We start from the raw sequence: 18359 nt of genomic DNA, 5'->3' as shown, positions 1-18359 counted from the left end.
CGTCTTTACCCCTTTATAATCGTTTGAAGAATCCGTGCCAGTTCATCTGCCTGCGGTCTTTTCATCATGGTGACATGGTCGCCTTTGATGTGGTAATACGAGCACGACTCTTTCGTATAAGCCTCCCAGTCTGCGAACTTCTTCTGGAAATCGCTTGCGTGATCACTGCTTTGGACAATATAAAATGGCACAGGGAATGGTTCTTTTTCTAATTCAATGGCTTGTGACATGATCGTATTATGCGTTTGCATTTGCAAATATTTATCTAAATATTGATCATTCATGAATTGATGAACAACTTCATCCTTTTCTGCCTCTTTGAGAATTTTCTGCTTCACTTCTTGGAAGGTCAATCCTTGTAAAGCTTCTGGCTGAATGCCGACCAGATTCCCCATTCCAAGGACAAGCGCGAGCATTTTCACTTCTTCTTCGTTCATATCGGCATGAAGTGCCTGATCTGCCTCATCTCTTAGCACTGGCACCGTATCTAAAATGATGAGCCCTTTCGGTGCTTTCCCTGCATGGCAGAGCCGCTGATTCATTCCGTAGGCAAGATGCCCGCCCATTGAATGCCCTGCGAGATAGTCAATCCCCGGACGGTAGAACGTCTCAATAGCTTCAATAAAAAGGGTTACAAGCTCCGTGTAATGGAGGAATTGCGGCTCTTCATCCTCATATAGGCCAGGAGACTGCAAGGCATACACAGCACCTTGATGTGTCATGAGCTTAGTAACATCAATATAGCCCATCACCGTTCCACCAGCAGGCGGTGCAAAGAATATTCTCGGTTCGGCTGGATCGCCTTTTTTCAGCTCGATCACGTAGTCCTTCGGAGACCTTTCGACGTTCTCAGCGGCTTCTGGCACTGCGTCCAAATGTGCGGCTAATTGCGCAGGCGACGGGTGCATGAAAATCCATTTTGGATCAACTCGAACACCTTTTTCTTTTAATTTGGCCACAGCCTGAATACTCATAATGGAATCGCCGCCCAAATCAAAGAAGGAGTCATACATACCTACTTGCTTCACACCAAGCACTTCCTTGAAAGCGGCGACAATCCGCTCTTCCGTTTCGGTGACCGGTTTGTCGTCATCATGTGAAAGGGTGATTGTTTCTGTTGGCTCTGGCAGTGCTTTTTGATCAACCTTCCCGTTCGTTGTCACCGGCATTTCATCCAGTACGACAAAGTAACTTGGAATCATATAGCCTGGCAGGCTTTCCTGCAAAAAGGCTTTCCAGCTCGGAACAGGGTTTTCTCCATCTGTCACAAGGTAGGCCGCCAGCCGTTTTGAGCTGCCATACGTTTTGGCGATGACTGTACATTCTTTGATTTGTGGATGCTTGAGCAGGGCTGTCTCAATTTCTCCGCATTCAATACGGTAGCCTCTAATTTTCACCAGGTGATCCTTTCGGCCGAGATATTCAATGGTGCCATCTGACCGCCATGTACCAAGGTCGCCTGAACGATACAGCTTGTCTCCCTTTAGTTCAGGAAAAGGATTGTCAATAAACCGCTCCTTTGTCTGCTCTGGATCATGAAGGTAGCCTTTCGCAAGGCCGGTTCCGCCGATATAAATTTCTCCTTTGACGCCTGCTGGTACTGGATTGAGCGCTTCGTCTAGTATGACAACAGTTGAGTTCGACACCGGCACACCAATTGGAACTGATTTTGCGCCTGCTGGCACGTGTGTGACTTGATGTGTTGTGGCTAATGTCGTGTTTTCTGTTGGACCGTAAGCATTGACAAGCACACCTTCCATATGCGGCAGTGCCTTTCGTGCATGCTCACTAGACATGGCTTCCCCGCCAACGAGTAATGTGCGGTAGCCTGCCACACTTTTTGGATCGTGCTCCACCAGTCGATTAAATAATGCGGTTGGCAGACAGTTGGCTGTCACTTGATACGTTTTGATGAATTGCGTTAATTCTTCCATATTCAGTGCTGCATATTTTGGGAGCAGAATCAGCTGACCGCCATTCAGCAGCATTCCCCATAATTCAAATGTAAAGGCATCAAAAGCATAGTTTGAGAGCTGTAGCATTTTGTCATCTGGACCGAGCTTGATATAGTTTGTTTCTCTCACTAAGCGGATAACTCCTGCATGAGGGAGCATCACGCCTTTTGGTGTACCTGTTGAGCCTGATGTGTAATTGACATAGGCGATCTGGTCTTCACCTATAATCGATGATTCTCTTTGATACACTGCATTTGTTTCTCGTATTGGCTTGTCCATGATAATCCTTGTACCTGTAAAGCCTACTAGACGATCTGCAAGATGAGACTGAGTGATGATCACATCGCTTTGCGTATCACGAACGATGAGACGGATGCGTGCATCAGGATATTCAGGTGACATCGGAACATATGCAGCACCAGATTTGATGATTCCTAGTACCGACACAATCATGTCAAAGGAGCGATCAAATAGCATCGGGACAAGGGAGCCTGGTCCAATTCCTTTTGACTGCAAGTAAGCAGCAAGCTTTGTCGCCTTCTTATCCAAGGCTTCATACGTCATGTGTTCATCCATATAGGACAAGGCAATACGATAAGGATCACGCTTCACCTGTTCTTCAAACAATTCTTGAAGCGTCCGCTTTGGATATGGCGTATCTGTTTGATTTTTTCCTAGAATCATGGCCGCCTGTTCCACTTTGTCCATTAAGCAATAATCAGCAAATGTACGCTCAGGCTGTGCCGTCATGCCATCTAGCACATGGAGATAATAGTTCATATAACGATGAATGGTCTCTTGATCAAATAAATCCGTATTGTATTCCACATGAATCGACAGCTGCTCTTCCTGTTCAAATATATGAAGGGTGAGATCAAATTTAGATACTGTATGATGGACCATCACATGTTCACTTGTCAGCCCTTTAAGGTTTACATCGAGCGAATCGGTGACATACCCCATAGCCGCCTGAAAAATAGGTGACCGGCTTAAATCTCGATCTAACGAAAGGTCATCGACAAGCTTATCAAATGGATAATGCTGATGTTCAAAGGCTTTTAACGTCATCTCTTTCACGTTTTCCAAGAGATCAGCGAACGTCTCTGCTGTTGAGACGTCCTGTCTCAGCGCAAGTGTATTCACAAACATCCCAACAAGCTTCTCTGATTGCTTGGCATCCCGGCCCGCGATAGGCGATCCAATGATGATATCCGTCTGTCCGGACAGCTTGTGAAGCAGGACGTAGTACGCGGACAGCATCGTCATGAACAAGGTCGTGCCCTGCTTTTTGGACAAAGCCTGCAAGCGTCGGATAAGCGGTTCATCCAGTACAATTTGCTCTGTAGCACCGTTAAATGTTTGAACCGGCGGACGAGGACGGTCAAACGGCAGCTCCAGCACTGGAAGTTCACCTTGTAACGTATTGAGCCAATAGGTTTGGTCTTTTTGATGATGCTTTAATTGTTCATTCTCCCAATGTACATAGTCTGTCCATTCGATTTCTAAGGCTGGGAGCTGCGGCGTTTCATCTGCAAGCAGTGCGTCATATGCCACTTCTAATTCCTGAATGAGCAGGCTGAGTGACCATGCATCTGAAATGATGTGGTGCTGCGCGCAAAGGAGATAATACTCCTCCTTGCCCATATCTACTATCGTCCACTGCGCAAGAGGCCCTCTTTCTAAATCATAGACACGTTCTGCCTCTTGCTGAATGAGCTGCTTGAGTCTTCTCGCTCTTGTTTTTTCATTAAATAACGAGAAATTGGCCACTGTCACAGATGGCGGAAGGTCTTCACGAATGAGTTGAACCGGCTTGCCGCCAAGTGATTTAAATACTGCCCGAAGTGCTTCATGCCGTTTTGTTAAAAGACCAATCGCTTTTGTTAATGCTTGAATGTGTAATGGTCCTGTCAGCTTCCAAGCACCTAATATATTGTAATGATGGCTCTTTTCTAATGTGGATAAGAACCAAATACGCTTCTGGGCATGAGACAATTCATAGCTTGTTTGCTTTTCAAGCTTTGGAATTTCAGCCTCCTGAACGGCTGGCGCCCCTTTGATGTCATCAACCATTTGCGCCAGATGTGCCAGATGTTTGCTTTCAAATAATATTTTTAAAGGCGCCTTCATTGAAAATTCATGATTGATCCGGGAAATGGTTTGAGTCGCTTTTAGTGAATGTCCGCCAAGGTCGAAGAATTGATCCTCTTTGTACACGCGATCTACATCTAAAATGTCCTGCCATATGGCGGCAAGAACCTGCTCTGTCTTCGTTTCTGGTAATTGCTTTTCAAGACTTTGTCCATTTTTGTGATGATTCAGTTTGAGGGCTTCATGATCAATAAAGCCATCTTGTTTTTTCGGTATTTCCTGTACTTGCTGAATGTCCCATTTGCCTGCTGCGGCGCTCGTGATCTCTTCAACATGCACTTCTTTGCCAGGCTGAACGGTGTAAAAAAGCTTTTTCTCAAAGACCGGTATTGGAGCTGGCTGAAGATACCCGGCGATGTCTGGGTTTGCTCCGTCCAGACCAATAAATAGATGCGCTTCATTGAGCCGGACACCTAAACATAATGAATGGAGACCTTGTTTCTTTCCAATCAATTGAAATCCCTTGCGAACGGTGAGAGCTGCTCCGGTATGCCCCTTAGACAAACCGAGATTATCCCACATACTGAAGTTCAAAGAGATTGCTCGTCTTCCTTCTTGAAAGGTGAGAGCGTGCGCGAGTCCATCTAAAAAGCTGTTGGCCGCAGAGTATGCCCCAAATGTTGTGCCGCCAAAAAAGCCATTGACCGATCCAAAAAAGACAAACGGTACTGTCGGATCATACTTAAAGGCTTCCTGCAGGACCCATGCCCCGTCTGCTTTCCCTGACATTTCTTTTGTGAAATCCTCTTCTGACGTATGAGCCAGTGTATACTTGTCCGCCTGCTGAAAATGCTCAGACACATTACCAGCACCGGCCAAATGCAGCACACCCCGGATCGATTGTCCAAAATGCTTTTCTGCTTGATAAATCGCCTGTTCGACGTCACGTAAGTTGGTCACATCTGCTTGGATATAAATGACGTCACCAACATCTTTTAGCTGTGAGAAGGCTTCTTTCTTTTCCAAGCTGTCTTCCAGAGATGTCCGTCCAATCAATACGAGCTTTAAGCCAAATTGGAGCATCTGCTTAGACAGCTCAAACCCAATTCCGCCAAGTCCTCCAGTCAATAAATAAAGACCTTCATATTCTAAAAATCCTCCTGTTTGAGGCGCTTCAATCATATTGACTTTTTCCAGCTTTGGTACGAATCTGTCCCCATTTCGGTAAGAAACCTCTGCTTTTATATGAATCGCAGACAATTCTTCCGCAATATGCTTGGCATCCTGTTCTACATCCTCCGCTTCAATATCAAGATGAGACACCTCTGCTCCTTCCCATTCTTGCGGAATGGTTTTTAGCAGACCGACAAGCGGCGTTTTCTCCACATGAAGATCGTCTCCAGGCTTCACAAATTGACCGCCTTTTGTCACAACGACAAGACGGATGGGCTCTTTATTTGCTTGTCTCAATGCTTGATACAAGTACAAAATGGATTGACCCGTGCTGGCATGCAGCTCTTTGAACTGCGCAGGATCCACGATGTCTTCTTTGTCTGACACATTCCACAGATGGAGCATGCGCCCGGTCTTTAGTTCATCTGCTTCAAGTGCGGCAACGAGCCTGACGTAATCCCCCTTGATTCTCGGATTTATCTGGTACATCCCTTTGGACAGACGCAAAAATTCATGCCCTTTTCTCACAGAAATATATGGCTGTTTCTTTTGCTCAAATTGTGCGTAAAGCGATTGATATAGTCCTTTTTCATCCTCGAAAACGAGAACATGGTCAGCAAAAGGCTGAGTTGGACCGATATGCTCCTTAGCCCAAATGCGTTTGAAAAACCAGTCTGGGAGTGTTTGTTCATTTTCAGAAGCAAGATCCAGTGCCTGTTCAATGTCACGGAATGCTCCATCTTTTAGTGCTGCGCCTAACTGGGCACGCTGGATTTTCCCACTCTCCGTTTTTGGAAATTGGTCTTTTTTCACCGGAATGATGTGATCAGGCTCTATTCCGATTTTTCGAATGATGGCCTCTCTCATCTGTTGAATTATCGTGATTTGTTCCTCTATTGAATCCCTTTGTGAGACAAAAAAGACGGCAAGCGTGTCATTGCTTGATTCGGGATTATAAATGCCGTACGCAGCGGCAAAGGTGACTTCAACCCCGTCCACCTCTTCAACAACCGCTTCAATTTCGTAATTCAAATAGTTAGCGCCGTTGATAACAATGATGTCTTTTTCTCGACCTGTCAGAACGAGACGCCCTTCATGAATAAAACCTAAATCCCCTGTGTGAAACCAGCCGTTTTCCGCAAAAACTTCTTGATTGGCTTCTTCATTTTGATAGTAGCCCATCATAATTGTTGGACTCTTCACTTGCAAGCGCCCAACCTGATCTTCTGGCAGCACCTCGTGATGCTCATCTACAATTCGAATCCATACAGAAGGAATCGGCGTGCCGACTTCTGTAAACGTCATCTTGTTCGGATGATCGTGCGTCACATATTCGATCTCACTTGTTAACGAGGTCTGATCGATCGTCAGCTGTCCATCCTGTTCACTGTTCCGCATAAATTTCTTTGACTGAACAATGGCTGAGGATGTTTCTGACATGCCGTAAGCAGGTACCATCGCATGACGGCTTAATCCATGCTGCCCCATGATATGCATGAAGCGCTGCGTGACTTTCGGAACAACCGCTTCGGCTGCATTCATAATATAAGTCAGAGTAGACAGATCCCAGCTCCCCTTGCGAATGTCGTCCTCATATTCATTCATCATGGCAAAAGCAAAGTTTGGTGCCCATGTCCTTGTGACACCGTATGTTTCTACCCAATCCAGCCACACCATCGGCCGCTCGATAAATTGATCGATAGATGGACTAATCTGCTGGCAGCCAAGGTAGACGTCATGTACATGAAACATGACAATTCCACCAACATGATCAAGCGGCATCCAGTTAAGCGACACATCCTCATGTGTAAAGCCGTTAACCTGCTCAAAAGCAATAATTCTAGATAAAATGCTTTGATGATGATGACGGATACACTTTGGAACACCCGTACTTCCTGAAGACAGGAGCTGCAGCACAGGCTCATCCGGCTCCGGCTCATAATGCTGTTCATCTGGTTCATACGCCAGCAATGCTTCAATTGTTAAGATAGGCATGACCTTTGCTTCAAATGTCTCACGCAGCCCAGCAATGTCCTCAGCACTTGCTTCATTCGTAATAATGAAAGGTTCATTTTGCAGCTGAAACACGCCCTTCAGCTTATTCACACCTTGATTCATTTCATCATAAACAGGAGGCACAGAGACCGGGGTCGGAATGATTCCTCCGAGAATACAGCCCCAGAATACCGTGATAAAATCTTGATGATCTTTCAATTGAAGTAGCACTTGATCACCGTTTGTCAGTCCTGCTGCCCTTAAACCGCACAGAACCCGTTCAGCGCTTGTTAGTAATTCAGGATAGGTTTGGGTCAACGTACGCCCGTCTTCTTTCATATAGGTCACCCCGCGGTCTGGTGACATAAAGGCTGATCGAATCAGCACCTCTGTCAGTGTGACAGGTGTGCCTGGTTTTTTGATCACATCTCCGCCATACACAAGTGCGGGCGGCTTCTCATGTAGAGATGATGGTTTTGTTTCGCTCGCTTCACTTTTCGAAAGCGGTCCGTTCCCTTGGGTACGCTGTCGATCAGGAAACAGATCATCTAAGTGATAGGGCGTTCGTTTTTCTGGCTGACTTTCAATGAAAGCAGCCGCTTCCTCTACACCATCTATAGCTTTGGTGCGCTCTTCTATCTTTCTTAATTCCTCTTGATCTATGATTTCAATTGAAAGCAGTGCCTCTTTGTCGACTGCTCCACTTTCTGTCTTTGGCAAAGAAGGTAATAAGACGAGAGCGGCTGGCACTTCATGAGGATGAAGCGGACCTTTCATCAGATCCTCTCTTGTCAGCGAAGGGTCCTTCGCCTGTGCAAATAGCACAAGCGATAGACTGCCTTCTTGATTTTTCTTCGGAATGATTGCACATTCCTTAAGCGGAAAATGAAGCATCATGACTTGCTCTAATGCTTTGAGATCCAATCGTTTTCCGTTGATTCTGACGATATGATTTGCTGCATGTCCTTTTCGTCTACTCACTAACATCGTTTCTTCTCCTCCTACATCCAATCCAAAATCTGAATCTTGTTTTCTTCAGTCCAAACGCCGACATCCCCTGTCGGATAGAGGTATTCACCAGTTTGATGTTTGAATGGATGCGGAATTTTATGCGTCTCCATCCAATCGGCAAGCTCCCCGCAAAGTGCTTTGATGTCCTTTGCACCGATAAAAATATCTCCAGGAAATCCTACCGGCATGAGCTGATGCGCTTCGCTCAGGACATATATTTCCGTTTCACAGGAAGGATCATGCACACCTGAATAGACCTCTTCTTGATCTGGGTACAGCACGCTGACTTGTGCATTTTTCGCCCAATCGGTGATCATCCGCTCTTTTTCTTCATTCGTGACGATCGTGAAGGAAGAAAGGAGTGTCTCCATTTGTTCTGTCATGGCTTCAAGTGTGTGGATCAGCTGCTGCATCAGCGATTGTATTTGCTTTTCTGTATATTGATTGAAGCGGTATGTGACCCGCAGCTCCAGCGTCTCCCCCGGAACTGCCACAAGGGTCAGGTCATAGTTCGTTTCTTCATGACTCGCAATGTCTAAAATGCGTACGCCGTATGGCTCGATAGATTCAATCGGATAGTTTTCAAACACGACAATACTGTTAAACAATGAATCTCCATTCGGGATGTGGGTCAGCTGCTGAATATCCGGCAGTACGGTATATTCGAATTCCCGCATCTGAAAAACTGTGTCCTGTGTATGTGCCAGCAGCTTGGAAATGCTCCACTCTGGCGTGATCGGCAAACGGAGCGGCAATGTGTTTATAAAGAGCCCTGTCATGCTTTCAACCTGTGGTAAATCCGCCGGCCGTCCTGATACTGTCACTCCGAACACGACATCCTCAGATCCTGAATGAAGATGCAAAAGCAGCCCCCATGCTGTCTGAATCAGGGTGCTCATTGTCACCTTCTGCGTGCCTGTCATCTCTTCGAGTTTCTGCTGCATCTCGGGCGTTAGTTTGATACTTAGCTGATCAACACCTGCTTCTTGATCCGAAGCATGCCCGCCGTCTCCTGGAAGCGGTGTAGCCTCCTCTACTCCTGACATATAACCTTTCCAGAACTCTAGCGCCTTCTCTTGATCCTGCTTTTGCAGCCACTCGATAAAATCTTTATATGGACGTAAAGCAGGAAGATCCATCTCCCGTTCATCCACAAGAGAGCGATACAAAGAAAAGGATTCTTCAATAAAACTGAACAAGCTCCAGCCATCAATTAAAATATGATGAAAGCTAAAAACAAACGTGCATGTGTTTTCATCACGATGGAATAAAGCAATACGAATCAGCGGTTCATCCGTATCTTCTAGTTTGAAATCCTTTGACCGATCTGTTTGCAAATATTGCTGGATGGCTTCCTTCTGATCCGTTTCACTCAGGTGGCGCACATCGTGCTGAGTGAGCTGAATACTTCCTTCTAATTGAATCAACTGAACAGGCTCCTTTAGCCCTTCCCAAGCAAATGTTGTCCGCAAAATCGAATGACGCTCTACTAGCAGATTCCAGGCCTTTTCATAGGCTGCGCCGTCCGTTAAGCCTTCGAGTGTCATATGCACTTGACCAAAATACGCCTGTGACGCTTGATCTAATAATGCATGAAACAGCATCCCTTGCTGCATTGGAGATAGTGGATACACATCCACTACACCATCTGGAAGCTCATCGATTTGCTTTTGCGTCAGCTGAACCATTGGAAAATCAGATGGCGTAAAGCCGCCTTTTGTCTCTACACAATGCGTCAGAATATCCTCCATTTTTTCTTTGAACCGTTCAGGTAACAGGCGCACCTCTTCATACTGAAGCAGTTCACGATGGATCATAAAATTCATCTGAAGCTGACCGTTCACAACATATCCGTACACATCGATCAAATGCTGTCTTTCTGCTTTTGGATCATGTACAAGTCCATTTCGTTCATCTGCTAAATAAAGATGTGCTTCACCGTCTATTTGATCTAACTGTCCAAGATAATTAAAGCTCATCTGCGGCGCTGCCTTTTTGAGTAAACGAGATGCTGTCATATATTGAAGCAAGCCATAGCCGATTCCCTTTTGCGGCACAGCTCTTAAGGTTTCTTTGACATCTTTGATTTGTCTCTCAATATCGGTTTGAATAAAAGGAATAAAAATAGGATAAGAGCTTGTAAACCATCCGACTGTTCGTGACAAATCCATCTGTTCAAATAAATCCTCGCGTCCGTGCCCTTCTAACGTGATGAGCAGCGGCTTTCCAACGGCTTGCGTGAGTCCGGATAAGAGTAAATCGTTTACCTCTGTTCGGTACGCTTGTGATGCCTGCCTTAGTAAAATATCTGTTTGATCCTTCGTCAATTGAATAGACAAAATCTCTGCATGTTCTTCTATATTGAAAAGTGCAGGTGTTTGAAAAGGAGAACCCTCTTCCTCTTGGCTCGTGATCTTTTGCCAAAAAGGAACCTGCTCTTGTAATTGATCGGTTTGTGCGTATTCATAAAGAGCATCTGCCCACTGCTGATAGGACGCAGTTTTCTTTGCAAGCGCGATTTCCTGCCCTGCCGCAAGCTGCTTCAGTCCATTTAATAGGTCTTCCTGTATGATGCGCCATGAGATTCCATCCATCACAAGATGATGGGCAGCGATAAAGAGTTCAGACGTACCATCACTTGTGTGAAAAAGAATGGCTTTGATTACTTCTCCCCGCTCTAATGACAACGTTTCTTGACAAGCGGCGGTCTCCATGCGGATTTGTTCCAGCGCTTCCTCATGAGAAACACTCGTCAAATCAAAAAAGGTGACACAAGGGGTGATGCCAGGCGCACGAATGGTTTGAATCCATGATCCATCTGCTGTTTTTGTATACATCGCTCTCAGCATATCGTGATGATCGACAATTTTTGAGAGAACCTGTGTCAGCTGCTTTAGCTGTATAGATTGCTTGAATTCCATATGCGCTGATAAATTCCAATAGTCTTGGTTTGTCATTGATTGCTCAAAGAACCATGATTGGATTGGAAGCAGACGAACATCTCCTGTGACAGGCGACTGATCATAGAACGCAGCAGCATCTGACCTTTTCATAGCAAGTGCCAGCTGTGAAATCGTCTGTTTTTCAAATACATCTCTCGGCTGAATGACATAGCCTTCCTGTGCTAAGCGCGCCACCATTTGTATGACAATAATCGAATCTCCGCCAAGCTCAAAGTAGTTATCATGTACGCCAATCGAAGGCGTACCGAGCAGCTGAGTCCACACTTTTTCCAGTACGCGTTCTTCCTCACTGAGTGCCCTGTCAGCCGGTATGTCCACTTCTTCCTGTCTCCACTCTGGCGGCGGGAGACGTTTTTGGTCTACCTTGCCATTTGCCGTGAGCGGAAGTTCCTCCAGCTCTATTAATAGGCTTGGCACCATATAATCTGGCAGTATTTCTTTTAATTGATAACGAATGTCTTGCGTGGTCATGCTGCCCTTTTGGACAAAATAACCGATCAATCGCTTGTGACCACTCTCATGCTGATGCGGAATGACCGCACATTCTATGATGTCTTCAAAGCGCAGCATGGCGGCTTCAATTTCTCCGCATTCGACGCGGTGTCCGCGAATTTTTACTTGATGGTCGATTCTTCCAAGGCAGTCGATGAGGCCGTTTGGCAGCCAGCGGCCCATATCGCCTGTTTTATATAAACGCGCTCCTTCTTGGAAAGGATGCGGGATAAATGATTGCGATGTTTTTTCTTCATCTCCAAGGTATCCGAGTGCAAGCCCTGTACCGCCTACGTAGATCTCTCCAATGACACCTTGCGGAACCGGCTGCAGCTGGTCGTCTAGTACATAGGCCTGTGAATACGCAATTGGCTGACCGATAGGAACCGAAGTCTGCCCCTCATCCACTGCCCGAATGTGATGCACACAGGAGAACGTCGTATTCTCAGTTGGTCCATAGCCGTTTAATAGGCCTTCAGGCAGATACGGCAGCGCTTTACGGATATGAGCAGCTGACAAAGCATCACCACCGACCAATAATGCATCGAATCCACATAAAGCTTCTGGATGTTCCTCTGTTAATCGGTTAAACAGCGGCACTGTCAGAAATCCTGTTGTGATCTTGTAAGATGTCAGCGTATCAGCCAGTGTATCCATTGATAAGATCGTATTTCGATCGGTCAGTATCAGCCTTCCGCCGTTGAGCAGGGCTCCCCATATTTCATACGTAAAGGCATCAAAGGAAAAGCTCGCGATTTGCAAAATACGCGTTTGTTCATTAAGGGTGACATAATCTGTTTCACATACAAGCCGGATGACCGCTTGATGCGGAATTAAAACTCCTTTTGGCTGACCGGTTGATCCTGATGTGTAATTGATATAAGCGAGTCCATCAGGTTTTAAAGCAGCAGACTTGAGTTCTGCCTCTGATAAAAACTCTTCATACCCCTGATCAAGACAAATGAGCTCGGTTTGACTGATCGAGACTTGTTTCAGCCATTCATTTTTTGTCAGTAACAGCTGAATACCTGTATCCCTCAGCATATAATCAATGCGTGCATCTGGATATTCAGGATCAATTGGGACGTAGGCCCCGCCTGCTTTCACAATCGCCAGCACCCCAAAAATCATTTCAGGCGACCTGTCAATTAGAAGCCCTACTGGTTCATGCGGCTTCACTCCTCGCTGCTGCAGATAAGCGGCAAGCCGGTCGACTTTCTCTTGTAACTCCTGATACGTCCACTGTTTTCCCCCAGATTCGAGGGCGATCGCATGAGGTGTCTTTTTCACCTGCGCTTCAAACCGTTCTGTGATGAGAAGCGGGCCTGCTGGTTGTTCTGTGCTGCCGCTCCATTCATAGAGCAGCTGATCCCTCTCTTTCTCTGGCAGGTAATTCATTTGTCTGATTGGCTGTGCTGGATTTTCACAAATACACGCAAGCAGCTGCTCGTAGTAACGAAGGAACCGTTCCATCGTGTCGTCAGAAAATAAGTCTGCATCATACTCCAGTTTTAATTGAAGACCCTCCGCTCCTTCAAAAACAAACAGGGATAGATCGAATTTGGCCGTATCATTATCTTCAATGGCTAAAACGGATGTCGCCTCACCCATCGGAGAAGCTTCAAGGGGCAGGTTTTGCAGAACAAACATGACCTGAAACAGCGGCTGCCTGCCAGCCTCACGTACAATATTCAGCTCATCTACCACCATCTCAAACGGCACATCCTGATGCGCATAGGCGCCCATTGTTGTTTCCTTCACTCGCTCTAATAGCTCTGTGAAAGCTGGATTGCCGCTATGATCAATCCGAAGTGCCAGTGTATTCACGAAAAATCCGATGAGCTGCTCCATCTCCGTCCGATTTCTCCCGGCAATGACGGATCCAATGACAAACTCATCCTGTGAAGACAATCGATGCAGCAAAGTAGAAAAAGCCGAAAGTAATGTCATATAAAGGGTGCTGTCTGTTTTCTGAGAAAGAGCAGCCAGCTGGTCAGACAGCGGCTTCGACAAGCGGTATTTTTTCGTTTTTCCCCTATAGGATTGAACGGCCGGACGCGTGTAGTCATACGGCAGCATCAACTCTTCCACAGGTACCGCAAATTGCTCCTTCCAATAGGAAAGCTGCTTCTGAAGCGTTTCTCCCGTCAAATACTCCTTCTGCCAAAGTGCGTAATCTGCATATTGAATCGGCAGCGGTGAGAGATCAGGCTCCCTCCCTTCGATCATCGCTGTATACCACTCGGACAGCTCCTTTGCGGCAATGCCAATCGACCAGCCATCTGACACGATGTGGTGAATGGACATCAGCAGCAAATGATCTGTGTCTGACAGCCGAATTAGTTTCGCGCGAAAAAGTGCATCATGCTCTAAGCGGAAAGGTGTGCCCGCTTCTTTTTTCGCCCACTCAGCCGCTTTTTGTTCTTTTTCTTCCTGTGATGAAAGATCTGATATATCGACAACCTCAAGCGCTGGAAGAGTCATATGCTCATGTATGATCTGTACCGGTTCATCGCCGTTCATTGCAAAGGATGTTCTGAGTGATTCATGCCTTTGCACCATTTGCTGCAGGCTGCGCTGAAGCACCTTTACATCTAAAGGTCCATTCATCCGAAAGGAAATCGTATTATTGTATAATGGCAGATCAGGCTGTAATTGATAGAGAAACCACTGTCTTTGCTGAGCATAGGACATCGGAAGCTCCTGACCCTTTTCTATTTTCCGTATCGGAACCGCTTCATCGGCTTTGGCATGTGAATCAATCCAGTCGGCTAACTCTCCAAGTCTCGTATGCTCAAAAAGAACAGCGAGCGGCACGTCAAATCCCGTTTTCTGTCTAACAGCAGACAGCATTTGCGTTGCCTTTAGCGAATGACCTCCGAGTAAAAAGAAATGATCACCACAGCTGATGTTTGAGACATCAAGCAGTTCGGACCAAATATGTGCCAAAAGTTTCTCCGTCTTAGTTTGAGGTGCTCTGTCCTCTGAATCATGTCCACTTTCCTCTATTAATTCATTGAAATACACTTCGTCCGGCATCCCATCCTCTGTTTCTTTCCAGTATTCTTCAGGATATAGATGGACGGAACATTCACCAGAGAGACGAGACTGTATACACGTATAAATGGATTGATACAGCCTTTCTTCAAAAGCCTTTGTTTGATCGGTTTTGAAAAAGACATATACGGCCTGCTCTGTTTGTATTTCCCCTTGTATCATCTCTTGAATTTCCTGCTTCGACCGATCCAGCCCGATATAAATGAGAGGAGCATCTGTCATCAAGCATGCCAGCATTGTTTGAATGCCCGCCCGTTTTGGAATCGGGAGATAACCTCTTTCTTTTAGCATGCCTTTGATCATTGAGCCTTCACTCATTCCGGTCTCATCCCACATGCTAAAGCTAAAGCAATACGGCTTTACAGTAGATGTCAGCCTCTGATAATGAGCAAATTGTTCAACGAACTCATTGGCCGCGCAATAAGCGCCAACGGTCATCCCGCCCTTTAACGTTCGAGCTGACGAGCTGGAAAGGAATAAGACATTGTGCCGTTTAGAGGCTGCTTCATGAAGCGAAATCGTGCCATATACCTTCGCTTCGTACATCGCATGTAATGAAACAGACGTCATGTCACGAAGCAGCTCTTCTTGAATAATGCCAGCGAAATGAATAACGCCATGCAGCCTTTTGCCTAAAGCCGTCTCCTGTTTTGAAATCAGGGCTTCAATGGCTTTTGCGTCAGTAATGTCTACTTTTTCATAAAGAACGGTGCCGCCGCGCTTTTCCGCTAGATTCTCAAGTGAAATCAATACGTCATGCTGCTCCGCAGATAAAGCCTCTCGCGCCTTTCTTCCAACCAGCACAAGATGCGCTTGATAGGATGTCAGCAGGTGCTCACTCAGCATTCGTCCAATGCCGCCAAGCCCGCCTGTCATCACATAAAGCCCGGAAGATTCAAATGGCGGTTTCTTCACCCTTTGTTCTTTTTCTAGATGAAGCGGTGTTAAAAGAGGAGTATAACGAACACCTTCGCGATAAGCAGCGATATGATGGCTTGTGTCATGTGTAAGCTCTGTCATGATCGATGATGCATGAGAACGGCCAGCATCGGGTTCTGTCAGAGAAAAATCAAGACACCGCACCTTGATAAACGGCCATTCATGCTGAACAGCTGTCATCAGTCCTGCTGTCGTTGCTTTCTCCACATCATGTGTTTGATCTTCCGGCAAGTTCATCGCATGAGCAGAGACAAAGGTGATCTCTACCGGCTCCTCATAGGCAGCGATCGCTTTTGTTACATATAAGGCACTCATGCTGCCAGTTTTCTGTGCTTCTTTTGCCAACTCTGCATGAAGTGTGTCTTCTTGAGTTGTGTAGTTCCAAAGGTGAATGATTTGTTTCACCGAAACGCCATACGAACGGAGTGTCTCAAAGAGTTGTTCGTAGTCAGACGGCCGATTCGGGTGGATGATGAAGTGTGTATGTGTGAGTTGTGTGAATGCTTGACCCGGTTCAACCGTAATATACGTTTGTTCATTGCTTGAAAGGGATTTTAATTGATCTGCCAGCCCTAATGTGTCTGCAAAGATCACCATGTTCCCTGCTGTTTGTTTTTCAGCTTCATGAAGCGGAGCAGGTGTCCACTCCTTTTGTAAACTCCAATCAGGCAAGGTGTGTTCATTTTCAAGTCTAATGTCCAGCTCCTTGATGATTTCATCAAATTCGCCTTCCTGCCATCGCTTCTTAAGCTGTGCCCTTTCTATTTTTCCAGAGCTTGTTTTCGGAAAGGCATGCTTCTGGACAGGAATCACGCGCGATGCAGACAGCCCCATTTTTGTCGCAATATGGGATTTAATATCCTGACTTGCTCTCATGATATAAGAAGGTTCATACAGCTTCGGTGTAAAAAAGAGAATCAGCTCGTCGGATGCAGATGCTTCCATCCGGGCGGAACAGGCCGCTACAAAGCTCGTTTCGACGCCGGGTACTTCCTCTGCAATGACTTCTATTTCATAGTTGTGATAATTTTTCCCGTTGATGATGATCATGTCTTTTTCTCTTCCGGTTAATGTCAGCCTTCCTTCGTGCAGAAAACCTAAATCCCCCGTGTGAAACCAGCCGTCTGTTTGAAAGACTTCTTGATTCGCTTCGTCATTCTTGTAATAGCCCTTCATTGTCGTCGGCCCTTTAATTTGCACACTGCCAATATGATCTTCGGGAAGAAGCTCATGCTGATGATTCACGATACGAATCGTGATACCCGGAATCGGTCTTCCCAGCTCTGTAAAGCTGACGGTTCCTGTCTCACGTGCCTCCGCTGGTCTTAGCTGCTCTGTGAGTGATGTTTCCTCAAAGGTTAGAACCCCGCTGCTTTCATCTCCCCGCTCTATCGCAAAAGAGAAGACAACGGCTGAAGAGATTTCAGACATGCCGAATGCCGGTCTAATGACGTCTCCCTTTAAGCCGTGCGGAGCCAGCAAGTGTAAAAATCGGTGAATCGTCTTCGGTACGACCGCTTCTGCCCCATTGATCATACAAGTCATAGCAGAAAGATCCCAAGATCCTGACGAAATGTCTTTCTCATAATCATTGATCATCGCAAATGCGAAGTTAGGCGCCCATGTTTTCGTTGCACGGTAGCGGTCCATCCAGTCAAGCCAGCGCAGCGGCTGAGCGATAAAATCATCTGTTCTTGCCCGAACCTGCTCACAGCCCGTGTACACATTGACTAGGTGAAACATCACAATACCGCCAATATGATCTAAAGGCATCCAGTCTAACGACACATCCTCTTGTGTAAACCCATTGGCTGCCACTGTTCCTTTGACATTCGCCAGCACGCTTCGATGAGAATGTTCTACGCATTTGGGCATCCCTGTACTTCCAGACGTTAAGATAAAAAAGACTGAATCATCCGGTGACGCGGGATAAGTTTCTATATCTCTTTCTAAAGAAAGCATCGGCTCAACGGCTGCAACACGTAACTTGTCTGTATGCCACAATAAAGCTAAGCCTTGCACCTCATCAATCAGCGAGTCATCTGTTAAAATGAGCGGATGCTCCAGCAAGTGCCACGCATGATGAAGTTTCTTCACGGAGGCATTCATTTCCCGATAGGTCGGTGCAGCGGACACTAGTGTTGGAACAAATCCGCCTAACACACACGCCCAAAAGGCTGTTACCATCGCGTGATTGGATGAAAACTGAAAGAACACAGGATCACCCGGTTCAAGTCCTAATGCCCTCAAACCTGTCAGAACCCGCTCAGCGTCCTCCTTTAACTGCGCGTAGGATTGCGTGAGTTCATTCTCACTATTGACGATATAAGTCAGACCATTTGTCGTTTTTGCCGCCTCTGTTAAGGCGTCCTGTAAGGTTTGGGCTCCTGCGTTAACATCTAGATCCCCTCCATAGGAAAGGGCGGGCGGCATGTCCGCTAAAGCAGGGGAAGCTGTTTGCGTCTGTATCGATTCAGCTGCGGCCTCCTGCTCCATGTGATTGTCGAGAAATAAATGAGAGAGGTGATATGGCCGCGGTCGAATGGTTTTTTCACGAGAAAAAACAGCGAAGCGTTCGATTTCGTTGGTTTGTAAAATGGTTCTCTGTACATCTTGTAAAATCGTATCCATTGTTTCATGTACATTTGGTTCGTTCATAATTGATGGTTTCATATGAGTTCCT

At 46.2% G+C, this 18359-nt stretch carries 2 protein-coding genes; both read right to left on the bottom strand.

The genetic code is table 11. The features are described from left to right. Positions 1–5 precede the first annotated feature (5 nt). On the bottom strand, positions 6–8201 hold the full coding sequence (locus AAYR28_RS01920; RefSeq protein WP_326134945.1) for a non-ribosomal peptide synthetase: 8196 nt from the start codon (positions 8199–8201) through the stop codon (positions 6–8). A 14-nt stretch (positions 8202–8215) separates the two neighbouring features. After that, the gene (locus tag AAYR28_RS01915; protein ID WP_120208411.1) at positions 8216–18349 is read right to left on the bottom strand and encodes a non-ribosomal peptide synthetase; all 10134 of its coding nucleotides are present in this window, start codon (positions 18347–18349) and stop codon (positions 8216–8218) included. Between the last annotated feature and the right edge of the window lie 10 nt (positions 18350–18359).

The organism is Bacillus safensis (genome assembly GCF_039619585.1).
In the GTDB taxonomy this organism is placed as follows: Bacteria; Bacillota; Bacilli; order Bacillales; family Bacillaceae; genus Bacillus; species Bacillus safensis.
The sequence above is the reverse complement of the archived record's forward strand: the minus strand, read 5'-3'. Positions and strand labels throughout refer to the sequence as shown.